This is a genomic window from Klebsiella sp. WP8-S18-ESBL-06, from assembly GCF_014169755.1.
GTDB classification, from domain to species: Bacteria; Pseudomonadota; Gammaproteobacteria; order Enterobacterales; family Enterobacteriaceae; genus Kluyvera; species Kluyvera ascorbata_B.
On record NZ_AP022256.1, the window covers coordinates 4,688,477 to 4,711,616 of the forward strand.

The 23,140-nt window shown below is 55.5% G+C and carries 17 protein-coding genes, 1 tRNA gene and 3 rRNA genes; 3 read left to right on the forward strand and 18 right to left on the reverse strand.

Features of this window, described 5'->3' with window-relative positions:
- Nucleotides 1–78 precede the first annotated feature (78 nt).
- The 8 genes from rrf to pepQ form a co-directional block, all read right to left on the reverse strand.
- Nucleotides 79–194 (reverse strand): 5S ribosomal RNA (gene rrf, locus H7R76_RS22410).
- 94 nt (nucleotides 195–288) lie between these two features.
- Nucleotides 289–3,194: ribosomal RNA gene (locus H7R76_RS22415) — 23S ribosomal RNA — on the reverse strand.
- Between the two features lie 219 nt (nucleotides 3,195–3,413).
- A tRNA-Glu gene (locus H7R76_RS22420) sits at nucleotides 3,414–3,489 on the reverse strand.
- Between the two features lie 85 nt (nucleotides 3,490–3,574).
- Nucleotides 3,575–5,114: ribosomal RNA gene (locus H7R76_RS22425) — 16S ribosomal RNA — on the reverse strand.
- Together the 16S, 23S and 5S rRNA genes with 1 tRNA gene alongside form the textbook arrangement of a ribosomal RNA operon.
- 387 nt (nucleotides 5,115–5,501) lie before the next feature.
- Nucleotides 5,502–6,035, reverse strand: coding sequence for a menaquinone-dependent protoporphyrinogen IX dehydrogenase (gene hemG, locus H7R76_RS22430; RefSeq protein WP_106929926.1), 534 nt, complete (start codon nucleotides 6,033–6,035; stop codon nucleotides 5,502–5,504).
- 12 nt (nucleotides 6,036–6,047) lie between these two features.
- Nucleotides 6,048–7,499 (reverse strand): Trk system potassium transporter TrkH, encoded by a 1,452-nt coding sequence (gene trkH, locus H7R76_RS22435; RefSeq protein WP_182966529.1) that lies wholly within the window; start codon nucleotides 7,497–7,499, stop codon nucleotides 6,048–6,050.
- A gap of 42 nt (nucleotides 7,500–7,541) precedes the next feature.
- Nucleotides 7,542–8,156, reverse strand: a complete 615-nt coding sequence (locus tag H7R76_RS22440) for an IMPACT family protein (protein ID WP_182929675.1) — start codon at nucleotides 8,154–8,156, stop codon at nucleotides 7,542–7,544.
- A complete protein-coding gene (gene pepQ / locus H7R76_RS22445) occupies nucleotides 8,156–9,487 on the reverse strand; it encodes a Xaa-Pro dipeptidase (RefSeq protein ID WP_182966531.1) in 1,332 nt (443 codons plus the stop codon). Before pepQ ends, H7R76_RS22440 begins: the two co-directional genes overlap by 1 nt.
- Nucleotides 9,488–9,678: 191 nt before the next feature.
- Here pepQ and fadB point away from each other — a divergent pair, with 191 nt between their 5' ends.
- On the forward strand, nucleotides 9,679–11,868 hold the full coding sequence (gene fadB / locus H7R76_RS22450; protein WP_182966533.1) for a fatty acid oxidation complex subunit alpha FadB: 2,190 nt from the start codon (nucleotides 9,679–9,681) through the stop codon (nucleotides 11,866–11,868).
- A gap of 9 nt (nucleotides 11,869–11,877) precedes the next feature.
- Nucleotides 11,878–13,041: an acetyl-CoA C-acyltransferase FadA gene (gene fadA / locus H7R76_RS22455; RefSeq protein ID WP_182929678.1), complete on the forward strand. Its 1,164-nt coding sequence runs from the start codon at nucleotides 11,878–11,880 to the stop codon at nucleotides 13,039–13,041.
- Between the two features lie 177 nt (nucleotides 13,042–13,218).
- Here fadA and fre read toward each other — a convergent pair whose 3' ends face one another.
- Nucleotides 13,219–13,920: an NAD(P)H-flavin reductase gene (gene fre, locus H7R76_RS22460; RefSeq protein WP_182929679.1), complete on the reverse strand. Its 702-nt coding sequence runs from the start codon at nucleotides 13,918–13,920 to the stop codon at nucleotides 13,219–13,221.
- An 85-nt stretch (nucleotides 13,921–14,005) separates the two neighbouring features.
- Entirely contained in the window at nucleotides 14,006–15,484 is a 1,479-nt protein-coding gene (ubiD, locus tag H7R76_RS22465; RefSeq protein WP_106929910.1) for a 4-hydroxy-3-polyprenylbenzoate decarboxylase, read from the reverse strand.
- Between the two features lie 162 nt (nucleotides 15,485–15,646).
- On the opposite strand from ubiD, the gene rfaH reads away from it, so the two are divergent.
- Nucleotides 15,647–16,135, forward strand: coding sequence for a transcription/translation regulatory transformer protein RfaH (rfaH, locus tag H7R76_RS22470; protein ID WP_106929908.1), 489 nt, complete (start codon nucleotides 15,647–15,649; stop codon nucleotides 16,133–16,135).
- A gap of 1 nt (nucleotide 16,136) precedes the next feature.
- Here the strand turns inward: rfaH and tatD are convergent, their stop codons facing one another.
- The 8 genes from tatD to rmuC all read right to left on the reverse strand — a co-directional run bounded on the left by tatD (nucleotide 16,137) and on the right by rmuC (nucleotide 23,072).
- Entirely contained in the window at nucleotides 16,137–16,931 is a 795-nt protein-coding gene (tatD, locus tag H7R76_RS22475) for a 3'-5' ssDNA/RNA exonuclease TatD (protein ID WP_182966535.1), read from the reverse strand.
- Nucleotides 16,932–16,961: 30 nt separating this feature from the next.
- On the reverse strand, nucleotides 16,962–17,726 hold the full coding sequence (tatC, locus tag H7R76_RS22480) for a Sec-independent protein translocase subunit TatC (protein WP_106929904.1): 765 nt from the start codon (nucleotides 17,724–17,726) through the stop codon (nucleotides 16,962–16,964).
- A gap of 2 nt (nucleotides 17,727–17,728) precedes the next feature.
- On the reverse strand, nucleotides 17,729–18,259 hold the full coding sequence (tatB, locus tag H7R76_RS22485) for a Sec-independent protein translocase protein TatB (RefSeq protein ID WP_182929681.1): 531 nt from the start codon (nucleotides 18,257–18,259) through the stop codon (nucleotides 17,729–17,731).
- A gap of 3 nt (nucleotides 18,260–18,262) precedes the next feature.
- Nucleotides 18,263–18,517, reverse strand: a complete 255-nt coding sequence (gene tatA, locus H7R76_RS22490) for a Sec-independent protein translocase subunit TatA (RefSeq protein ID WP_106929900.1) — start codon at nucleotides 18,515–18,517, stop codon at nucleotides 18,263–18,265.
- 76 nt (nucleotides 18,518–18,593) lie between these two features.
- A complete protein-coding gene (gene ubiB, locus H7R76_RS22495) occupies nucleotides 18,594–20,234 on the reverse strand; it encodes a ubiquinone biosynthesis regulatory protein kinase UbiB (RefSeq protein WP_106929898.1) in 1,641 nt (546 codons plus the stop codon).
- Nucleotides 20,231–20,836: a ubiquinone biosynthesis protein UbiJ gene (gene ubiJ / locus H7R76_RS22500; RefSeq protein ID WP_106929896.1), complete on the reverse strand. Its 606-nt coding sequence runs from the start codon at nucleotides 20,834–20,836 to the stop codon at nucleotides 20,231–20,233. Before ubiJ ends, ubiB begins: the two co-directional genes overlap by 4 nt.
- Nucleotides 20,837–20,851: 15 nt before the next feature.
- Nucleotides 20,852–21,607, reverse strand: a complete 756-nt coding sequence (gene ubiE / locus H7R76_RS22505) for a bifunctional demethylmenaquinone methyltransferase/2-methoxy-6-polyprenyl-1,4-benzoquinol methylase UbiE (protein ID WP_106929894.1) — start codon at nucleotides 21,605–21,607, stop codon at nucleotides 20,852–20,854.
- Between the two features lie 100 nt (nucleotides 21,608–21,707).
- Nucleotides 21,708–23,072: a DNA recombination protein RmuC gene (gene rmuC / locus H7R76_RS22510; RefSeq protein ID WP_502711075.1), complete on the reverse strand. Its 1,365-nt coding sequence runs from the start codon at nucleotides 23,070–23,072 to the stop codon at nucleotides 21,708–21,710.
- Between the last annotated feature and the right edge of the window lie 68 nt (nucleotides 23,073–23,140).

Here is a 23,140-nt window from a genome sequence, read left to right on the forward strand (position 1 = left end):
TATCCACAATGCCGCATCCCATAAAACACAGACGCAAAAAAGCCCATCCGTCAGGATGGGCTTCTTCACTTAATTGATGCCTGGCAGTTCCCTACTCTCGCATGGGGAGACCCCACACTACCATCGGCGCTACGGCGTTTCACTTCTGAGTTCGGCATGGGGTCAGGTGGGACCACCGCGCTACGGCCGCCAGGCAAATTCTGTTATCAGACCGCTTCTGCGTTCTGATGTAATCTGTAATCAATGCTGAAAATCGTCTCAATTTCGCCAAAACATCTTCGGCGTTGTAAGGTTAAGCCTCACGGTTCATTAGTATCGGTTAGCTCAATGTATCGCTACACTTACACACCCGACCTATCAACGTCGTCGTCTTCAACGTTCCTTCAGGACTCTCAAGGAGTCAGGGAGAACTCATCTCGGGGCAAGTTTCGTGCTTAGATGCTTTCAGCACTTATCTCTTCCGCATTTAGCTACCGGGCAATGCCATTGGCATGACAACCCGAACACCAGTGATGCGTCCACTCCGGTCCTCTCGTACTAGGAGCAGCCCCCCTCAATTCTCCAGCGCCCACGGCAGATAGGGACCGAACTGTCTCACGACGTTCTAAACCCAGCTCGCGTACCACTTTAAATGGCGAACAGCCATACCCTTGGGACCTACTTCAGCCCCAGGATGTGATGAGCCGACATCGAGGTGCCAAACACCGCCGTCGATATGAACTCTTGGGCGGTATCAGCCTGTTATCCCCGGAGTACCTTTTATCCGTTGAGCGATGGCCCTTCCATTCAGAACCACCGGATCACTAAGACCTGCTTTCGCACCTGCTCGAGCCGTCACTCTCGCAGTCAAGCTAGCTTATGCCTTTGCACTAACCTCCTGATGTCCGACCAGGATTAGCTAACCTTCGTGCTCCTCCGTTACTCTTTAGGAGGAGACCGCCCCAGTCAAACTACCCACCAGACACTGTCCGCAACCCGGATTACGGGTCTACGTTAGAACACCAGCCATTAAAGGGTGGTATTTCAAGGTTGGCTCCACACGAACTGGCGTCCGCGCTTCAAAGCCTCCCACCTATCCTACACATCAAGGACCAGTGTTCAGTGTCAAGCTATAGTAAAGGTTCACGGGGTCTTTCCGTCTTGCCGCGGGTACACTGCATCTTCACAGCGAGTTCAATTTCACTGAGTCTCGGGTGGAGACAGCCTGGCCATCATTACGCCATTCGTGCAGGTCGGAACTTACCCGACAAGGAATTTCGCTACCTTAGGACCGTTATAGTTACGGCCGCCGTTTACCGGGGCTTCGATCAAGAGCTTCGCGTTGCCGCTAACCCCATCAATTAACCTTCCGGCACCGGGCAGGCGTCACACCGTATACGTCCACTTTCGTGTTTGCACAGTGCTGTGTTTTTAATAAACAGTTGCAGCCAGCTGGTATCTTCGACTGATTTCAGCTCCATGGGTAAACCACTTCACCTACATATCAGCGTGCCTTCTCCCGAAGTTACGGCACCATTTTGCCTAGTTCCTTCACCCGAGTTCTCTCAAGCGCCTTGGTATTCTCTACCTGACCACCTGTGTCGGTTTGGGGTACGATTTGATGTTACCTGATGCTTAGAGGCTTTTCCTGGAAGCAGGGCATTTGTTACTTCAGTACCGTAGTACCTCGTCATCACACCTCAGCGTTAAAAGAAGTCCGGATTTACCTAAACTTCCCGCCTACATGCTTAAACCGGGACAACCGTCGCCCGGCTAACATAGCCTTCTCCGTCCCCCCTTCGCAGTAACACCAAGTACAGGAATATTAACCTGTTTCCCATCGACTACGCCTTTCGGCCTCGCCTTAGGGGTCGACTCACCCTGCCCCGATTAACGTTGGACAGGAACCCTTGGTCTTCCGGCGTGCGGGTTTTTCACCCGCATTATCGTTACTTATGTCAGCATTCGCACTTCTGATACCTCCAGCACCCCTCACAGGACACCTTCAACGGCTTACAGAACGCTCCCCTACCCAACAACACAGAGGTCGCTGCCGCAGCTTCGGTGCACAGTTTAGCCCCGTTACATCTTCCGCGCAGGCCGACTCGACCAGTGAGCTATTACGCTTTCTTTAAATGATGGCTGCTTCTAAGCCAACATCCTGGCTGTCTGAGCCTTCCCACATCGTTTCCCACTTAACTGTGACTTTGGGACCTTAGCTGGCGGTCTGGGTTGTTTCCCTCTTCACGACGGACGTTAGCACCCGCCGTGTGTCTCCCGTGATAACATTCTTCGGTATTCGCAGTTTGCATCGGGTTGGTAAGTCGGGATGACCCCCTAGCCGAAACAGTGCTCTACCCCCGAAGATGAATTCACGAGGCGCTACCTAAATAGCTTTCGGGGAGAACCAGCTATCTCCCGGTTTGATTGGCCTTTCACCCCCAGCCACAAGTCATCCGCTAATTTTTCAACATTAGTCGGTTCGGTCCTCCAGTTAGTGTTACCCAACCTTCAACCTGCCCATGGCTAGATCACCGGGTTTCGGGTCTATACCCTGCAACTTAACGCCCAGTTAAGACTCGGTTTCCCTTCGGCTCCCCTATTCGGTTAACCTTGCTACAGAATATAAGTCGCTGACCCATTATACAAAAGGTACGCAGTCACCCCATAAAGAGGCTCCCACTGCTTGTACGTACACGGTTTCAGGTTCTTTTTCACTCCCCTCGCCGGGGTTCTTTTCGCCTTTCCCTCACGGTACTGGTTCACTATCGGTCAGTCAGGAGTATTTAGCCTTGGAGGATGGTCCCCCCATATTCAGACAGGATACCACGTGTCCCGCCCTACTCTTCGAGTTCACAACCTGTGCATTTTGGTGTACGGGACTATCACCCTGTACCGTCGGACTTTCCAGACCGTTCCACTAACACACAAGCTGATTCAGACTCTGGGCTGTTCCCCGTTCGCTCGCCGCTACTGGGGGAATCTCGGTTGATTTCTTTTCCTCGGGGTACTTAGATGTTTCAGTTCCCCCGGTTCGCTTCATTACGCTATGTATTCACGTAATGATAGTGTGACGAATCACACTGGGTTTCCCCATTCGGAAATCGCCGGTTATAACGGTTCATATCACCTTACCGACGCTTATCGCAGATTAGCACGTCCTTCATCGCCTCTGACTGCCAGGGCATCCACCGTGTACGCTTAGTCGCTTAACCTCACAACCCGAAGATGTTTCGTAAAACACCACCGTGTTGCGAAAATTTGAGAGACTCGAACACACCGCTTATCTGTTCTTATTACGGAGAACAGACACAGTGTGTCGTTTCAATTTTCAGCTTGATCCAGATTTTTAAAGAGCAAATATCTCAAACGTCACCCGAAGGTAAGTTTTGAGATATTGGGGTCGGCGACTTTCACTCACACTAACCAGCAAGTGGCGTCCCCTAGGGGATTCGAACCCCTGTTACCGCCGTGAAAGGGCGGTGTCCTGGGCCTCTAGACGAAGGGGACACTGAAGTCTCAATCGCAAGACGCCTTGCTATTTACTTTTCATCAGACAATCTGTGTGAGCACTTCAAAGAACGTTTCTTTAAGGTAAGGAGGTGATCCAACCGCAGGTTCCCCTACGGTTACCTTGTTACGACTTCACCCCAGTCATGAATCACAAAGTGGTAAGCGCCCTCCCGAAGGTTAAGCTACCTACTTCTTTTGCAACCCACTCCCATGGTGTGACGGGCGGTGTGTACAAGGCCCGGGAACGTATTCACCGTAGCATTCTGATCTACGATTACTAGCGATTCCGACTTCATGGAGTCGAGTTGCAGACTCCAATCCGGACTACGACATACTTTATGAGGTCCGCTTGCTCTCGCGAGGTCGCTTCTCTTTGTATATGCCATTGTAGCACGTGTGTAGCCCTACTCGTAAGGGCCATGATGACTTGACGTCATCCCCACCTTCCTCCAGTTTATCACTGGCAGTCTCCTTTGAGTTCCCGGCCGGACCGCTGGCAACAAAGGATAAGGGTTGCGCTCGTTGCGGGACTTAACCCAACATTTCACAACACGAGCTGACGACAGCCATGCAGCACCTGTCTCAGAGTTCCCGAAGGCACCAAAGCATCTCTGCTAAGTTCTCTGGATGTCAAGAGTAGGTAAGGTTCTTCGCGTTGCATCGAATTAAACCACATGCTCCACCGCTTGTGCGGGCCCCCGTCAATTCATTTGAGTTTTAACCTTGCGGCCGTACTCCCCAGGCGGTCTATTTAACGCGTTAGCTCCGGAAGCCACTCCTCAAGGGAACAACCTCCAAATAGACATCGTTTACGGCGTGGACTACCAGGGTATCTAATCCTGTTTGCTCCCCACGCTTTCGCACCTGAGCGTCAGTCTTCGTCCAGGGGGCCGCCTTCGCCACCGGTATTCCTCCAGATCTCTACGCATTTCACCGCTACACCTGGAATTCTACCCCCCTCTACGAGACTCAAGCTTGCCAGTTTCAAATGCAGTTCCCAGGTTGAGCCCGGGGATTTCACATCTGACTTAACAAACCGCCTGCGTGCGCTTTACGCCCAGTAATTCCGATTAACGCTTGCACCCTCCGTATTACCGCGGCTGCTGGCACGGAGTTAGCCGGTGCTTCTTCTGCGAGTAACGTCAATCGCTAAGTTTATTAACCTTAACGCCTTCCTCCTCGCTGAAAGTACTTTACAACCCGAAGGCCTTCTTCATACACGCGGCATGGCTGCATCAGGCTTGCGCCCATTGTGCAATATTCCCCACTGCTGCCTCCCGTAGGAGTCTGGACCGTGTCTCAGTTCCAGTGTGGCTGGTCATCCTCTCAGACCAGCTAGGGATCGTCGCCTAGGTGAGCCGTTACCCCACCTACTAGCTAATCCCATCTGGGCACATCCGATGGTGTGAGGCCCGAAGGTCCCCCACTTTGGTCTTGCGACGTTATGCGGTATTAGCTACCGTTTCCAGTAGTTATCCCCCTCCATCGGGCAGTTTCCCAGACATTACTCACCCGTCCGCCACTCGTCACCCGAGAGCAAGCTCTCTGTGCTACCGTTCGACTTGCATGTGTTAGGCCTGCCGCCAGCGTTCAATCTGAGCCATGATCAAACTCTTCAATTTAAGTTTGATGCTCGTGAATTAAACTTCGTAATGAATTACGTGTTCACTCAGAGACTTGGTATTCATTTTTCGTCTTGCGACGTTAAGAATCCGTATCTTCGAGTGCCCACACAGATTGTCTGATAAATTGTTAAAGAGCAGTTGCGACGCGCTTTAGCGCCTGTCGCTGAGGTGGCGTATACTACGCTTTCCTCTTTCAGAGTCAAGCGTTTAATTTCGCTTTTCTCTGCCGAGATTCTCAGGAGAACCTCGCTGACCCGGCGGCTTGTTTGCCGTTGTTCCGTCTCAGTGGGGCCGCATTATAGGGAGAAAATGAGAACCCGCAAGCATAAATATTAAAAAACTTTTTGTTCGCTCACTTTCCAGGCAATCAGCCGAATTAGCGCCCTATTTGCGCGAAAGTTGCGCGATTTCCTTAGCAAACGCGGACACCTGCTCCCAGTCGGTATATACCACTTCTTTGCGTGTATCCGTTTCCCCGCCGGTCATCTTCATTATCAAACGGATCATAAAGCGGTCGAACCAGCCGTAGCGCGGATAACGTAAGGCGCCCGCAAATACCGCACAGGCATCCGGCTGCCATGGAGAACGCAGCAGGAACTTACGCGTGTAGCTATTGGTCTGCGGCGAACGCTTCTCTGGCTTACGCGCAACCAGGTTTACCGCAAAGAATGCGCCAGGGATCGCCTGCAGCGCGGCCGCATGCTTTTTCACAAAACGGTCAAGCGCTGGATGAAAATGCCCATAGCGAATGGAAGCGCCGATAATCACCCGGTCATACTGCGCCCAGTCCACGCTATCCGTACGGTGTAAGTCCACCATCGCCGTCTCGACATCAAGCTCGCTCAGCTGCGAGCAAAGATGGGCGGCAATTTCGCGCGTCTGCCCATCACGGGTAGAAAAGAGCATTAATGTTTTCAACGCTAACTCCTGTTATTCGCGCCAGAATGTCGGGGTAAAAAGCACCAGCAAGGTGAAGACCTCCAGACGACCAAACAGCATGTTCGCGATCAGGATCCACTTCGCCACCGGGTTCATGCTGGCAAAGTTATCCGCTACCACGCCCAGCCCTGGCCCGAGGTTGTTCAGCGTCGCCACAACCGAGGCAAACGCCGAGAAGTCATCCACGCCGGTGGCGATAATCGCCAGCATGCTGACAATAAACACCAGCGCATAGGCAGAGAAGAATCCCCATACCGCTTCAAGAATACGTTCCGGCAGCGCACGGTTGCCGAGCTTGATGCTATACACCGCGTTCGGGTGGACCAGACGCTTCAGCTCACGGTTCCCCTGTTTGAACAGCAGCAGAATACGAATGACCTTCAGGCCACCACCGGTGGAACCGGCGCAGCCGCCAATAAAGGCGGAACACAGCAGCAGTACCGGCAGGAATAACGGCCAGCGCGCGATACTGTCGGTGGTGAACCCTGCGGTCGTCGCCATTGATACCACCTGAAAGAACGCCTGGTTAAGCGTGGTCACCGCCGATGCATAAATATTGTGGAACCACAGCACCAGCGTACAGATCACCACCAGCGTCAGCTGCACGCCGATAAACATGCGGAACTCCGGATCGCGCCAGTACACCTTCAGGCTACGTCCGCTTAATAAAGAGAAGTGCAGGCCGTAGTTACAGCCGGAGATCAGCAGGAAGACCGCAATAATGGTATTGATGGTTGGACTATTAAAGAAGCCCACGCTCGCGTCATGGGTAGAGAAGCCGCCGATGGCGATGGTAGCAAAGCTATGGCCGATGGCGTCAAACGCCGGCATTCCGGCGAACCAGAGGGCCAGCGCGCAGGCAACGGTGAGCAGCACATACATAAGCCATAGGGTTTTCGCCGTTTCGGCAATACGCGGGCGCATTTTATTATCTTTCAGCGGCCCGGGCATTTCCGCCCGATACAGCTGCATCCCACCGACGCCGAGGATAGGGAGAATCGCCACCGCCAGCACAATGATCCCCATCCCACCAAACCACTGCAGCATCTGCCGGTAGAAGAGTATCGCGTGAGGCAATGAGTCCAGCCCCACCAACGTGGTCGCACCGGTCGTGGTTAACCCCGAGAACGATTCAAAGAACGCATCGGTTACCGTGAGGTTAGGCTGTTCAGAGAAGATAAACGGCAGCGCACCCACGCTGCCCAGCACGGTCCAGAACAGGACAACAATCAGAAATCCTTCACGCGATTTCAGTTCGCCCTTCTCCCGGCGGTTCGGCCACCACAGCAGCGAACCAATCGCTAGCGCCACGAAGAATGTCTGGGTAAATGCGCGCCCGGCGCCATCGCGGTAAATCAGAGCCACTAAACCCGGCAGGATCATCGTCCCCGAGAATAAGATGACCAGAAGTCCAACAATTCGAGTAATGGCACGAAAATGCATTTCCGGCGCGTCCTTTGATAATCTAAAAAGTCAGGAGGGGGATTATTCGTCAATCGCTAACAAATGCAATGAACCACGACTAAAATCCGCCAGCTTTGCGGAAAAATCAGGCACTTTTGCCTGCGGAAGCGCCACACGGAGCATAACGGACGCCTGATAGTCGCTGTCCACGATCTGGCCGGCATACTGCCCAACCAGCGCCTCAACGCCCGCCAACTGCCCGTATTCGCATAACAGAGTATATTCGGTTAGCGGCGTTTTGATCTGCGTAGTCAGTAGATTAAGCGCCTGCTGAACTCCGCCACCGTAGGCCTTCACCAACCCTCCGGTGCCTAAAAGGATACCGCCGTAGTAGCGCACCACCACGGCGGTAATTTCGCCAACGCCGCTGCCCATCAGCTGCGCCAGCATCGGCTTACCGGCCGTGCCAGCGGGTTCACCATCATCAGAGAAACCTAGCTGCTGCGAATCGTCCGGCCTGCCCGCGACCCACGCCACGCAGTGGTGGCGGGCATCAGGGTGCTCGGCGCGAATCGACTCAACAAATGCTTTGGCCGCTTCCACGCCGTCGGTATGTGCCAACAGCGTGATAAAACGACTCTTTTTGATCTCTTCAACGAAGGTGACCGGCTCGGCCGGTATTCGCCAGCTTTCCATTACGCCAGTTTCAGATCGCGCGTCATGTTTTCGATATTGTTCTCGTGGATCACCACGTTATCTTCAATACGAATACCGCCGAACGGCTTCAACGCTTCAATTTTCTTCCAGTTGAAATGTTTGCTGTACTGGCCTTCGCGCCACGGCGCCAGCAGGGACTCAATAAAGTAGAAGCCCGGCTCGATGGTCAAGACCATGCCCGGCTGCAGTACGCGAGTACAGCGCAGGTACGGGTATTTAGACGGTGCAGCCAGATGCGTCCCGCTATCATCCTGCATAAAGCCGGCGACGTCGTGCACCTGCAGGCCCAGAGGGTGACCAATACCGTGCGGCATAAACGGCCCGGTCAGATCGTTCTCAACCATCGCTTCTTCGCTCATATCAGTGACGATCTGGTGCTTACGCAGCAGTTTGGCAATCCGCTGATGGAACTGAATGTGATAATCAACATAGCTGGTGCCGGCCTTCATGGTCGCAATCAGCGCCAGCTGCTCGGCATTCACATCTTTTACCAGATGCGCATAGTCGTTATCGCTGTGTGCCGACCAGGTGCGGGTCAGGTCGGCCGCATAACCGTTGTACTCCGCCCCCGCATCCAGCAGGAAGCTGCGTATTTCTGACGGCACGCGGTGATCCAGCTTGGTGTAGTGCAGTACGGAAGCATGTTCATTCAGCGCCACAATGTTGCTGTATGGAACATCGGTATCGCGATGGCCCGTCGCCGTCAGATACGCCAGATTGATATCAAACTCGCTCATGCCTGAACGGAATGCCTCTTCCGCCGCACGGTGGCCGTTAACCGCCATCTTCTGCGCTTCACGCATGCACGCCAGCTCGTAATCGGTTTTATAGGCGCGATAGTAGTGCAGGTAATCAATCACCCCTTTCGGGTTGATGTTGTTTGCCGCAATGCCGAGCCCCAGCGCACGCTCCGGAACCGGACCGATATAGCCAATATTGCCGCGGGCCGCCGGCAGCTGGCTGCCAATGCCATCCGCTTTCGGCAGCGCGATCACCTCAACGTCTTCCGTCCAGAACGACGTTGGCAGCGGCTCTACGTTGTGCCAGTAGTCTACCGGCAGGTAAAACCACAGCTTGGGTTTATTCACCCCATCCACCAGCAGCCAGCAGTTTGGCACCTGGGTCACCGGTACCCATGCTTTGAACTGCGGGTTGACTTTAAACGGGTACGGGTGGTCATCCAGAAAAACATTCATCAGCTCGCCAGAGTGGATAAGCAGCGCATCAAGCTTAAAACGCTCAAGTGCGTTACGCGCCCGCTCTTGTAAGGTAACAATATGATTTTTATAGAGTGCGGCCAGTGATTCCATTATTTACCCTTCTGAATTTATTGCCCTTTAGTCTCCGCATAGTAGCACACCTCACCCACCCTGCGTGATTTCCCCCGGACGTGATCCGACCAGCAAATATTTAAAGTCTTATTTGCATTTATTTAACACAAAATACACACTCGAGTTTATCTGGTATGACCAGATCATATTGCTGGATTCAGGAGACTGACATGCTCTACAAAGGCGACACCCTGTACCTCAACTGGCTAGAAGATGGCATTGCCGAACTGGTGTTCGATGCCCCTGGCTCAGTGAACAAACTCGATACCGCAACCGTAGCCAGCCTCGGCAAGGCGCTCGACGTCCTCGAAAAACAAAAAGAGCTGAAGGGGCTGCTGCTGCGCTCCGAGAAGGCGGCCTTTATTGTCGGCGCGGATATCACCGAATTCCTTTCGCTGTTCCTGGTACCTGAAGAACAGTTCAGCCAGTGGCTGCATTTCGCGAACAGCGTATTTAACCGTCTGGAAGACCTGCCGGTACCGACGATTTCCGCCGTCAACGGCTATGCGCTGGGCGGCGGCTGCGAATGCGTGCTGGCCACCGACTATCGCCTGGCGACCCTGGATCTGCGCATCGGTCTGCCGGAAACCAAGCTCGGTATTATGCCTGGCTTCGGCGGCTCCGTTCGTCTGCCGCGCCTACTGGGCGCTGATAGCGCGCTGGAAATCATTGCCGCCGGTAAAGACGTCAGCGCAGAACAGGCGCTGAAAATTGGCCTGGTTGACGGCGTCGTTAAACCCGAAAAACTGTTCGATGGCGCGCTGGCAGTACTGCGTCAGGCTATCAACGGCGACCTGGACTGGAAAGCGAAGCGTCAGCCGAAGCTTGAGCCGCTCAAGCTCAGCAAGATTGAAGCCACCATGAGCTTTACCATCGCCAAGGGCATGGTGATGCAAACGGCGGGTAAACACTATCCGGCGCCGATCACTGCGGTGAAAACCATTGAAGCGGCAGCACGCTTTGGCCGCGAAGAAGCGCTGAATCTTGAAAACAAAAGTTTTGTTCCACTGGCCCATTCTAATGAAGCCCGTGCGCTGGTCGGTATTTTCCTCAACGACCAATTCGTCAAAGGTCAGGCGAAGAAACTGACCAAAAACACCGAACCGCCGAAACATGCCGCCGTGATTGGCGCAGGCATCATGGGTGGCGGGATCGCTTACCAGTCCGCCTGGAAGGGCGTGCCGGTGATCATGAAGGATATCAGCGAAAAATCGCTGACTCTCGGCATGACAGAAGCCAGCAAGCTGCTCAACAAACAGCTCGAACGCGGCAAAATTGACGGCCTGAAGCTGGCTGGCGTCATCGCCACTATTCAGCCCACGCTGGACTACGCCGGTTTCGATCGCGTTGATGTCGTTGTCGAAGCCGTGGTGGAAAACCCGAAGGTAAAAAAAGCGGTGCTCGCGGAAACCGAGCAGAAGGTGCGCCCGGACACCGTGCTGGCATCGAACACCTCGACCATTCCTATCAGCGAGCTGGCCGACGCGCTGGAGCGCCCGGAAAACTTCTGCGGTATGCACTTCTTTAACCCGGTGCACCGTATGCCGCTGGTCGAGATCATTCGCGGCAAGAAAACCACCGACAGCACCATTGCGAAAGTAGTCGCCTGGGCCAGCAAAATGGGCAAAACGCCGATCGTGGTTAACGACTGCCCGGGGTTCTTCGTCAACCGCGTACTGTTCCCGTACTTTGCCGGCTTCAGCCAGCTGCTGCGCGATGGCGCCGACTTCCGCAAAGTGGATAAGGTCATGGAGAAACAGTTCGGCTGGCCAATGGGGCCGGCCTATCTGCTCGATGTGGTCGGGATTGATACCGCGCACCATGCACAAGCGGTAATGGCCGCCGGTTTCCCGCAGCGGATGCAGAAAGATTACCGTGACGCCATCGATGCGCTATTTGAAGCCAGCCGTTTTGGTCAGAAAAACGGTCTTGGTTTCTGGCGCTATAAAGCCGACAGCAAGGGTAAACCGAAGAAAGAAGAAGATGCCGTAGTAGACAGCCTGCTGGCCGATGTCAGCCAGCCGAAGCGCGACTTCAGCGATGAAGAGATTATCGCCCGTATGATGATCCCGATGGTCAACGAAGTGGTGCGTTGTCTGGAAGAAGGCATTATCGCCAGTCCGGCAGAAGCGGATATGGCGCTGGTCTATGGCCTGGGCTTCCCTCCGTTCCACGGCGGTGCGTTCCGCTGGCTGGATACGCTCGGCAGCGCGAAGTATCTCGATATGGCGCAGCAGTATCAGCATCTTGGGCCGCTGTATGAAGTTCCGGCAGGCTTGCGCGATAAAGCGCGCCATAACGAAGCGTATTATCCCCCGGTTGAGCCAGCCCGCCCGGCTGGTGAGCTGAAAACGGCTTAAGGAGTCACGATGGAACAGGTTGTTATTGTTGATGCAATTCGTACCCCGATGGGCCGTTCCAAAGGGGGCGCATTCCGCAACGTGCGCGCCGAGGATCTCTCCGCGCATCTGATGCGCAGCCTGCTGGCGCGCAACCCGGCGCTGGAAGCGGCGGCTCTCGACGACATTTACTGGGGCTGCGTACAGCAGACGCTGGAGCAGGGCTTCAACATTGCCCGCAACGCGTCGCTGCTGGCAGAAATCCCGCATTCGGTTCCGGCTGTCACCGTGAACCGTCTGTGTGGTTCTTCGATGCAGGCGCTACACGACGCTGCGCGCATGATTATGACCGGCGATGCGCAGGTCTGCCTGGTGGGCGGCGTAGAACATATGGGCCACGTGCCGATGAGCCACGGCGTTGATTTCCATCCGGGCATGAGCCGCAACGTGGCGAAAGCGGCGGGGATGATGGGCCTGACCGCTGAGATGCTCTCACGCATGCACGGCATCAGCCGTGAAATGCAGGATGCCTTCGCCGCACGCTCCCACGCGCGCGCCTGGGCCGCCACACAGTCCGGCGCCTTTAAGAATGAAATCATTCCCACCGGCGGTCACGACGCAGACGGCGTGCTGAAGCAGTTTAACTACGATGAAGTGATCCGTCCGGAAACGACCGTTGAAGCGCTCGCGACGCTGAAACCGGCATTTGACCCGGTCACCGGCACGGTCACCGCGGGTTCGTCATCCGCACTCTCCGACGGCGCATCCGCCATGCTGGTGATGAGCGAAAGCCGCGCCCGCGAACTGGGGTTAACGCCGCGTGCGCGTATTCGCTCAATGGCGGTCGTTGGCTGCGACCCGTCGATCATGGGCTATGGTCCGGTTCCGGCGTCGAAGCTGGCGCTGAAAAAAGCGGGCCTGAGCACCAGCGATATCGGTTTGTTTGAGATGAACGAAGCGTTTGCCGCGCAGATCCTACCGTGTATTAAGGATCTGGGGCTGATGGAGCAAATTGACGAGAAGATCAACCTCAACGGCGGCGCGATCGCACTGGGCCACCCGTTAGGCTGTTCCGGTACGCGTATCAGCACCACGCTGCTTAATCTGATGGAGCGCAAAGACGTGCAGTTTGGTCTGGCGACGATGTGCATTGGCTTAGGTCAGGGGATCGCGACGGTTATCGAGCGCGTATAAAAGAACGCCCCGGCGAACAAGGCCGGGGCGAACCATACTGTAGGCCGGATAGAACGCGCCCGCGTCACCATCCGGCGTCTTTGCCGGGGGCGCTTCGCTTGCCCGGCCGACAATAACCAACAACACAGTTTAGTTGCCGTTCTTCCCGCCTGTCAGGGGCGGGTTTTTTATTGCCTATCAGATAAAGGCAAACGCATCGCCAAACAGACGATCTTCACGCGCCTGACGCTCGTTGCAGAACAGGTCACGGGCGATTTTCGCCATTTCAAAACGCCCGGCAATATAGATATCGTGTTCGGCCAGCGTGCCATAATCCTGAAGCACCGCCGTGAGCACGGTGCCAGAACGCCCGCGCCACTCCTCTTCCGGCTGCTCCACCACCGGCACCACGCGCAGGTTCGGATGATTAACCGACAACGCCTCCAGCTCGGACAGGTCGTAGAGATGCTTCTCTTCACGACCACCCCAATAGATAGCGACGTCGCGATTCGGATTACGCGCCAGCGCGGTCAGCAGAATAGAACGCACGTAGGAGAAGCCGGTACCGCCGGCAATCAGCACCAGCGGGCGATCGTCTTCCTCACGCAGCCAGGCTTCGCCGTGCGGAATATCCACCACCACTTCGCGGTCTTTCAGAATGCGGTCCATAACGGCCATGGCGTACAGGTTCAGCTCAGAAGCGCCGATGTGCAGCTCGATAAACGCCTGTTCATCCGGCGTAGAGGCCATAGAGAACGGACGCTTGTCGCGCTCATCCATCACCACCATCAGATACTGCCCGGCACGAAATGAGAAGGCAGCTTCGGGTACTAAACGAACGCGGTATACCGTATCAGTAATGGCATCCACCGAGGTCACTTTACAGCTTAAGGTTGTCATGCGCTCCCTCTGTCGGGTCTTCTTCCCCATCCTCACTCATGCTGTCGCCACGAGGGCCACGGCATAAGCCTTCCGGGGTGGGTTATCATTTATTGTCGGGAAAAATGGCCAGCTCGTCCCAGATCTCATCAATACGCGCCGTAACGGCGGGATCTTTCTTGATTGGACGGCCCCATTCGCGCTGGGTTTCCCCAGGCCATTTGTTGGTGGCGTCCAGCCCCATTTTCGACCCCAGGCCGGAAACCGGCGAGGCGAAGTCCAGATAATCGATCGGCGTGTTCTCTACCAGCACCGTATCCCGCGCGGGATCCATGCGGGTAGTGATCGCCCATATCACATCGTTCCAGTCGCGTGCGTTAACGTCATCATCGCAGACAATCACGAATTTTGTGTACATAAACTGGCGTAAAAACGACCATACGCCCATCATTACGCGTTTTGCGTGCCCCGCATACTGTTTTTTCATGGTGACAACGGCAAGGCGATAAGAACACCCTTCCGGCGGCAGGTAGAAATCGACAATCTCCGGGAACTGTTTTTGCAGAATCGGAACGAAAACTTCGTTCAGCGCTACGCCCAGCACCGCTGGCTCATCCGGTGGGCGTCCAGTATACGTGGAGTGGTAGATAGCGTCTTCGCGCTGAGTAATATGGGTGACGGTAAAGACCGGGAAGTTATCCACCTCGTTATAGTAGCCAGTATGATCACCATACGGGCCTTCTGGTGCCATCTCGCCCGGTTCAATGTAGCCTTCCAGCACAATTTCGGCGCTGGCCGGCACTTCCAGATCGTTAGACACACACTTCACAACTTCAGTTTTTGTGCCGCGCAGCAGCCCGGCAAACGCATATTCAGAAAGCGTATCCGGCACCGGGGTCACAGCCCCCAGAATCGTGGCCGGATCGGCTCCCAACGCTACTGACACCGGATAACGTTCACCGGGGTGCGCAGCACACCACTCCTGGAAATCTAACGCGCCGCCGCGATGCGACAGCCAGCGCATAATCAGTTTGTTTTTGCCAATCACCTGTTGGCGATAAATGCCCAGATTCTGCCGTTCTTTGTGCGGGCCGCGGGTAACCGTCAGCCCCCAGGTAATCAGCGGTGCCGCATCTTCCGGCCAACAGGTCATCACCGGTATGCGCGAGAGATCGACATCGTCGCCGGTCATAATTTTTTGCTGACAAGGTGCGCCCCGCAGGCGTTTGGTTGGCATATTCAGCACCTGCTTGAACTGCGGCAGCTTGTCAAACAGATCGCGGAAGCCCTTAGGCGGCTCCGGCTCTTTCAGAAAGGCTAATAGCTTACCCACTTCACGCAGCGCGCTGACATCTTCCTGCCCCATCCCCATCGCCACGCGACGCGGCGTGCCGAACAGGTTGCAAAGCACCGGCATGTCATAACCTTTGGGATTCTCAAACAGGAGCGCAGGCCCACCGGCACGCAGCGTGCGGTCAGCAATTTCGGTCATTTCCAGATGGGGATCAACCGGGAGGCTAATACGTTTTAGTTCGCCCTGCTGTTCGAGTAACGTCAGAAAGTCGCGTAGGTCATGGTATTTCATGGGGTAATTATTGGCCTCCTGGTAAGCGCCCTAGTATACGGCGAATGGTCCTTTGATGCTGTATTTTTGTTAAATTAGCGTGAATTAAAGCTGTAACAATCAACATCGCGATCTGGCTGCACTTTTGTTATGCTTCCGCGCTAACAAGTGGAAAGAGTGATTATGCAAGCCTGGTATTTACTGTACTGCAAACGCGGGCAACTTCAGCGTGCCCAGGAACATCTTGAGAGACAGGCGGTCAACTGCCTGACGCCGATGATCACCCTGGAAAAAATGGTGCGCGGTAAGCGCACGTCAGTCAGTGAGCCGCTGTTCCCGAACTATCTGTTCGTGGAGTTTGACCCGGAAGTCATCCACACCACCACGATTAACGCCACCCGCGGCGTTAGCCATTTTGTCCGTTTTGGCGCGCGCCCGGCCACGGTACCATCATCGGTGATCCATCAGCTTTCTATCTACCAGCCTGAAGATATCACTGACCCGGAAACGCCTTATCCCGGCGATTGCGTGGTGATTACCGAAGGCGCGTTCGAAGGGCTGAAGGCTATTTTTGCCGAGCCCGACGGCGAAGCACGCTCAATGCTGTTGCTGAACCTGCTGAATAAACAGGTTAAGCAAAGCGTCAAAAATACTGACTTCCGTAAAGCCTGAACTAAAAATCGATATTAAACAGCCTTCTGGCGTTGTTGTCGGTGACGGCTTCCAGCCATTGTGCCTCTTCTGCACGCCACTCGGCCACGCGCGCCAGAATATGGGTGACAAACGCAGGCTCGTTACGGCGTGAAGCCGGTTTCGGTGCCATGTCACGCGGCAGCAGGTACGGCGCATCGGTCTCCAGCAGCAGGCGATCGGCCGGAATCATCGGCAACAGCTCGCGCAGCTCCAGCCCGCGGCGCTCGTCGCAAACCCAACCGGTAATACCGATCAGCAGCCCGCGATCCAGGCAGGCCTGTGCTTCCTCGCGCGTGCCGGTGAAGCAGTGCAGCACCGCACCCGGCAGATGGTCGAGCCACGGTTCCAGCAGCGTCAGAAAACGTTCATGGGCGTCACGACAGTGCAGAAAAACTGGCATTCCCAGTTCGGCGGCTATCGCTAGCTGGGCGCTAAAGGCGACTTCCTGCTCCGCGGGCGTTGAGAAGTTGCGGTTAAAGTCCAGACCACACTCCCCCACCGCCACGACTTGAGGCTTGTTCAGCAGCGCATAAATAACCTCTGCCACCGCCGGCGACCAGCTGCTGCTATCATGCGGATGCACGCCTGCGGTTGACCAACAGCCCGTAAAGCGTTCTGCCAGCCGCTGCGCCTCTTCGCTCTCGTGACGGTTGGTGCCGGTCAGCAGCATGCCATGCACGCCGGCGGCGAGCGCTCGGGCGACGACCTCATCGCGATCGCGGGCGAACTGTGAACTGGTCAGATTGACCCCGATATCAAACATCATGGCTCCCATACGACAACCGCCCTGGCGGGCGGTTGGTGATTATTCTTCAGTGTGTTCCGCTTCCGCGTCTTCATCACGCGTGAGCCGCTTCCCGGCGTAGAAGCGGGAGAAGAACACGCCCACTTCAAACAGGCAGTACATCGGGATAGCCAGCAGCGTCTGCGAGAATACGTCCGGCGGCGTCAACAGCATACCGACCACGAACGCGCCGACCAGCACGTACGGGCGCTTCTTACGCAGGTCATCCGGCGTGGTCACGCCAACCCAGCAGAGCAGTACGATAGCGACCGGCACCTCAAACGACACGCCGAAGGCAATGAACAGCGACATGACGAAGTCGAGGTAGCTCTTAATGTCGGTGGAGACGAGCACGCCCTCCGGCGCCGTGTGCGTCAGGAAGCCAAAGGCCAGCGGAAACACCACAAAGTACGCAAACGCCATGCCGATGTAAAACAGCAGGGTGCTGGAAATCAGCAGCGGCACCACCAGACGGCGCTCATGTTTGTACAACGCTGGCGCCACGAACGCCCAGACCTGGTACAAAATCACCGGCGCAGAAAGGATCAGCGAAACCATAAAGGTCAGCTTGATCGGGGTGAAGAACGGCGATGCGACGTCGGTGGCGATCATCGTCGCGCCGACCGGCATTTGTTTGATCAGCGGTGCGGAAACCAGCTGATAGATATCATTGGCGAAGTAAACCAACGCCAGAAAAATGACGATGACCGCAATAATGCAGTTGAGCAGGCGCTTGCGCAGCTCAATCAAATGAGCGATCAGCGGTTGGGTATCTTCTACGCTCATGTTTACGATTTATCACTCGATGCGGGGGTGGATTCAGGCGCAGCGGCCGCAGAAATGTGCTCTTTCTCTGCCGGTTTAACCCGCTCGGCTTCCTCGGCCGGTGCGTCGACAGGCTTCGCCGTCGCGCCCTCAGTGGACGCCGGCTGAGACTCAGCGGCCTGCGGAGGCTCGGCAGTCTTATCCTTTGCCACTGGGTTATGAATGGTATTGGCCTCGTCACTCGCCTTTTCAGGGTCGTTAATCGAGTAAGACCGCTTCATCGACTCTGCCGCTTCACGCAGTTCGTCCATGGAAGCCTTCAGCTCAGGCGTCAGGCTATCCAGACTCGCTTTCTCCACTTTTTTCAGGCTGTCCTGAAACTCCTGGAGTTTAAGCTCCTGCGTCAGTTCGTTTTGCACGGTGGTCGCCAGCGAGCGCAGCGCCCGAATCCAGCCCACCACCGTTTTCACCGCCACCGGTAAACGTTTTGGCCCTAAAACAATCAGGCCAATCACGAACACCAGCAGCAGTTCACTGAAACCAATATCAAACACGCATTACACCTGCTCGTTGTCGTGGCGTTTCGCTTCGTCTTTCTTCGCACTTTCCTGCTTATCAGTAATTGATTTTGCAGTGAAATCTGCATCCTGGTCTGCTTTAGGCTTGCTATCGTCTTCATCACTCATCGCTTTCTTAAAGCCTTTGATGGACGCACCTAAGTCAGATCCCAGCGAGCTCAGCTTTTTAGTCCCGAAAAGCAGAACCACGATAACGACGATAATCAGCAACTGCCAAATACTAATACCACCCATACAAGTTCCTCTGATAGATGATGAAATAATCAGCGCGCATTATACGTTATGCAGCGCCCTGTTAGCGACGCATAATTCAGCGCGTCTTCCGCCACCCTGCGAGCCATACCACCAGCCCTCCAGCCATAAGCCACGCGGGTGTCAGCCCCCATTCCGGGCGTTGAATCAGTAATACTGTACCGCTCAGGAGTAAAACCGCGCCTATACCAAAGAGATAGCGCGACTGCCCCTGACGGGTACGGTGCGTCGCCATTTCCTGAGAAAGCTTCTCCAGGCTCACCTGTACCTGCTTGCTCTGACGCAGGCTGTCGTACACCAGTTCAGGCAGCTCCGGCATTTTTTCGATCCAGAACGGCGCTTTATCCTTCAGCGCGCGGAACAGTGCCGGAATACCGACCTGATCTTTGATCCACGACTCAAGGAATGGTTTTGCCGTCTTCCATAAATCTAACTGAGGATAGAGCTGACGTCCTACCCCTTCTACGTAAAGTAATGTCTTTTGCAGTAACACAAGCTGTGGCTGTACTTCCATGTTGAAGCGCCGCGCGGTGTTAAACAGGTTCAGCAACACGTGACCAAAAGAGATTTCTGCCAGCGGCTTTTCAAAGATGGGTTCGCAGACGGTACGAATGGCAAACTCGAACTCCTCAACGTTCGTGTCCGGCGGTACCCAGCCGGAATCAACGTGCAGCTCGGCCACTTTACGGTAGTCGCGATTAAAGAAAGCGATAAAGTTTTCAGCCAGATAGCGTTTATCGTCTTTATTCAATGAACCAACGATGCCGCAATCGATGCCAATATACTGCGGGTCTTCCGGATGTTCATAGCTGACAAAAATATTGCCTGGATGCATGTCGGCATGGAAGAAGCTGTCGCGGAATACCTGGGTGAAAAACACCTGCACGCCGCGCTCGGCAAGCAGCTTCATGTTGGTATTCTGCTTCTCAAGCGTTTCGATATCCGACACCGGGATGCCGTAGATACGCTCCATCACCAGCATGTCGACACGACAATAATCTGAATACACTTCCGGCACGTACAGCATCGGGCTGTTTTCAAAGTTACGCCTTAGCTGGATGGCGTTTGCCGCTTCACGCAGCAGGTTCAGCTCGTCGATCAGCGTTTTTTCATAGTCGCGCACCACTTCTAACGGGCGCAGGCGACGGCCGTCCGGCAGCAGGCGGGGAACCCAGCGCGCCAGGCGGTAAATCAGCTTCATGTCCGCTTTAATCACCGGCAGGATATCCGGGCGGATAACCTTAATCACCACCTCTTTGCCGTTTTCTTTTAAACGCGCGGTATGCACCTGGGCAATGGAGGCAGAGGCCAGCGGCTCAATATCAAAATCGTCAAACCAGCTTTCCACAGGAATATCGCCCATGGATCTTTCAATCTGCTGTTTTGCCAGCTTTCCGTCAAACGGCGCCACGCGGTCCTGCAGCATGATGAGCTGATCGGCAATCTGAGGAGGGAAAAGGTCGCGGCGGGTAGAGAGCATTTGCCCGAATTTAATCCATACCGGGCCAAGCTCCTGTAGCGCCAGGCGCAGACGCTCGCCCAGCGGCTTATCCTTGTGGCGGTTCGGCATCCAGAACAGCAGCCGACGCCCCATACGCAGCGGCAGCGTGATGCGCATTTTGGGTATGAGCTCATCAAGCCCGTAGCTCAAAAAGGTGCGGATGATAAAGTACAGGCGCCGTAATTCTCCTGGCGTCATTTCCCCTCCAGTTTTTCCAACCGTTTGGTCAGCGCCGCAAGCTCACGCTCGACCGCCGCCGTCTCTTCCGCAAACCAGGCAACTTCCAGGGCACCCGGCGCCAGACGCCACTCTTCGGTCAGCGTTTCAGCCACATAGCGCTGCTGACGCGCCAGACCGTGCTGTAAGCACTTCGCCCCGCCGCGCAGCAGTTTGCTGACGCCCTCGGCGGCGATATCGCCGGTATAGGGCGCAAGCAGCTCGGCCGGGTCAAACTCGGCAAGATCGGCCAGCGATACCAGGTTTTGTACCACCTGGAGATCGCCCTGCACTTCCAAATCGTTATTGCGGATAAGAGCGGTCAACTGCTGGCGATTGCGCAGCTGTGGTAACACGCTGAGGCGGGTGATGACGGTGCAATCAGCCTCGCCTTCCCACGCGCCCAGCACGTCGACCTGACGCTCGCTGAAGACCAGCACCAGCGGCGAGGAAAATTCTTTGAGCTCAATGCGCAGTACTTTCCCGATAAGGCGCTGACGGGCAGGCTTTAACGCTTTTTCGCGCCACAGCAGCGCGTTAATAGCGGTCTCGATGCTGCCGGTCATTAAGGGTTTTAAAGGCATACGGCCCCCCACTTATCAGAATTTATAGCCGCGGTGCAGCGCGACAATCCCTGCCGTCAGGTTGTAGTAGTCAACGTTTTCCAGCCCGGCGTTCTGCATCATCGCTTTCAGTGTGTCCTGATCCGGATGCATACGAATAGACTCCGCCAGATAGCGATAGCTGTCTGCGTCATTGGCCACCGCTTCACCGATACGCGGCAGAATGTGGAACGAATAGGCATCGTAGGCCTTACTCAGCGGGTCGAAAACCGGTTTGGAGAACTCGAGCACCAGCAGGCGTCCACCCGGTTTCAGCACGCGGTACATAGAGCGCAGCGCTTTGTCTTTGTCGGTGACGTTGCGCAGGCCGAAGGAGATAGTGATCAGATCGAAGGTGTTATCCGGGAACGGCAGCGCTTCTGCGTTCGCCTGAACATATTCCACGTTGCCCACCACGCCGATGTTACGCAGCTTTTCGCGCCCCATTTTCAGCATGGAGTCGTTAATATCCGCCAGCACAACGCGGCCGGTTTCACCGACCATACGCGAGAATTTTGCCGTCAGGTCGCCGGTACCGCCCGCCAGATCGAGGACCGTCTGTCCACGGCGCACGCCGCTGCAATCAATGGTAAAACGCTTCCATAGACGATGAATACCGAATGACATCAGGTCATTCATGACATCGTATTTTGCGGCGACAGAATGGAATACATGCGCCACCATGTCTTCTTTCTGAGATTTGGCGATTGTCTGAAAGCCAAAGTGCGTCGTTTCTTGTGAATCCTCAACCATCTCTATGCCTGCTTATCAAGAAAATGTTCATGGAGTGTAACAGATTGGGCGCAATTGCCCTACGATTCCACCCCGTTACGAAATCCGCTGCGCGGCCGGGTTAGCGGCGTTCTGCGGCTAACGAATTGTCATCATTGGAGTCCGTGTCGTCGCGCAGACGAAAATCATCGTCCTGCGCCGTAGCCTGCTCGACCAAATCCGGATTAATCTCGCGCTTCACCTCAACGCCAAGATGGCGGAAGGCTTCCGCCTGCGTGAGCAGATTGCCGCGCCCGGTAGTGAGTTTTTTCATCGCCTGGCGGTAGTTATCCTGCGCTTTATCGAGACTCTGGCCAATAGCCGACATGTCATCCACGAAGAGCCGCATTTTGTCATATAAGCGGCTGGCGCGTTCAGCAATATGTTGCGCATTGCGGCTCTGATGTTCATAGCGCCACAGGTTGGCAATCGTACGCAGCGCCACCAGCAGCGTGGTGGGGCTAACCAGCATAATGTTATTTTTCAGCGCCTCGCTGATAAGTTCGGGCTGGCGATCCAGGGCCAACAGAAACGCCGGCTCAACGGGGATAAACATCAGCACATAGTCCAGCGAACGCAGACCCGGCAGTTGCTGATAATCTTTACGCCCCAGCTGGCGGATATGATTACGTACCGCTGCGATATGCTCCTGCAGCGCCGCTTCGCGGGTGTAGTCATCGTCGGCGTTAAAGTAGCGCTCGTAGGCCACCAGGGTCATTTTGGCATCCACCACCACGTCTTTACGGTGCGGCAGGCGGACGATCACGTCCGGCTGCATGCGTGAATGACTATCGGTCGCGATACTCACCTGGGTTTCGTATTCGTGCCCTTCGCGCAGGCCAGAGGCCTCCAGCACGCGGATCAGCACCACCTCACCCCAGTTGCCCTGGGTTTTATTGTCGCCTTTCAGCGCCCGCGTCAGATTGACCGCTTCCTGCGCCATCTGCGCGTTCAACTGCTGAAGATTGCGAATTTCATGCGCCAGGGTATGACGCTCGCGCGCCTCCTGGCCGAAGCTTTCCTGCACCTGACGGCGAAAACCATCGAGCTGCTCGCGCAGCGGCGTGAGCAGGCCGTGCAGACTCTGCCGGTTCTGTTCATCCACGCGGCGGTTGCTTTGCTCGAAGATACGGTTGGCAAGGTTTTCAAACTGCTCGCTCAGTCGCTGCTCGCTGTTAAGCATCAGGCGATATTTTTCATCGCCGTGCTGGCGGGTGGTTTCCAGCAGCGTGGTCACCTCGCGCAGGTCGACCTCTAGCGACGAGTTGATTTCCCGCAGGTTGCGTAGCTCGTTATTCAGCAGCTCGCACTCTTCGCGCCAGTGGGCATTCTGGGCTATCTGCTGTTTCGCCGCGCTCAGTTCGCCGTAAATATCACGCTCTTCCGCCAGCCGTTCTGCCCGCTGCTGCGCCACGCGATAGCTCGCCGCCAGCCAGCCAATCACCATGCCCGCAAGCGCTACCAGCGCATAAATCACCACGGCAATATCCACAATGCCCCCTGCCTAAACCGGTT

Excerpts from the sequence above, each read along its gene's own strand:
- ubiJ (WP_106929896.1), bottom strand. The coding sequence starts at position 20,836 with ATGCCTTTAAAACCCTTAATGACCGGCAGCATCGAGACCGCTATTAAC.
- tatC (WP_106929904.1), bottom strand. The coding sequence starts at position 17,726 with ATGAGCGTAGAAGATACCCAACCGCTGATCGCTCATTTGATTGAGCTG.
- rfaH (WP_106929908.1), top strand. The coding sequence starts at position 15,647 with ATGCAAGCCTGGTATTTACTGTACTGCAAACGCGGGCAACTTCAGCGT.
- ubiB (WP_106929898.1), bottom strand. The coding sequence starts at position 20,234 with ATGACGCCAGGAGAATTACGGCGCCTGTACTTTATCATCCGCACCTTT.
- trkH (WP_182966529.1), bottom strand. The coding sequence starts at position 7,499 with ATGCATTTTCGTGCCATTACTCGAATTGTTGGACTTCTGGTCATCTTA.
- rmuC (WP_502711075.1), bottom strand. The coding sequence starts at position 23,072 with ATGGTGATTGGCTGGCTGGCGGCGAGCTATCGCGTGGCGCAGCAGCGG.
- fre (WP_182929679.1), bottom strand. The coding sequence starts at position 13,920 with ATGACAACCTTAAGCTGTAAAGTGACCTCGGTGGATGCCATTACTGAT.
- tatD (WP_182966535.1), bottom strand. The coding sequence starts at position 16,931 with ATGGGAGCCATGATGTTTGATATCGGGGTCAATCTGACCAGTTCACAG.
- H7R76_RS22440 (WP_182929675.1), bottom strand. The coding sequence starts at position 8,156 with ATGGAAAGCTGGCGAATACCGGCCGAGCCGGTCACCTTCGTTGAAGAG.
- fadA (WP_182929678.1), top strand. The coding sequence starts at position 11,878 with ATGGAACAGGTTGTTATTGTTGATGCAATTCGTACCCCGATGGGCCGT.
- ubiE (WP_106929894.1), bottom strand. The coding sequence starts at position 21,607 with ATGGTTGAGGATTCACAAGAAACGACGCACTTTGGCTTTCAGACAATC.
- fadB (WP_182966533.1), top strand. The coding sequence starts at position 9,679 with ATGCTCTACAAAGGCGACACCCTGTACCTCAACTGGCTAGAAGATGGC.
- ubiD (WP_106929910.1), bottom strand. The coding sequence starts at position 15,484 with ATGAAATACCATGACCTACGCGACTTTCTGACGTTACTCGAACAGCAG.
- tatA (WP_106929900.1), bottom strand. The coding sequence starts at position 18,517 with ATGGGTGGTATTAGTATTTGGCAGTTGCTGATTATCGTCGTTATCGTG.
- pepQ (WP_182966531.1), bottom strand. The coding sequence starts at position 9,487 with ATGGAATCACTGGCCGCACTCTATAAAAATCATATTGTTACCTTACAA.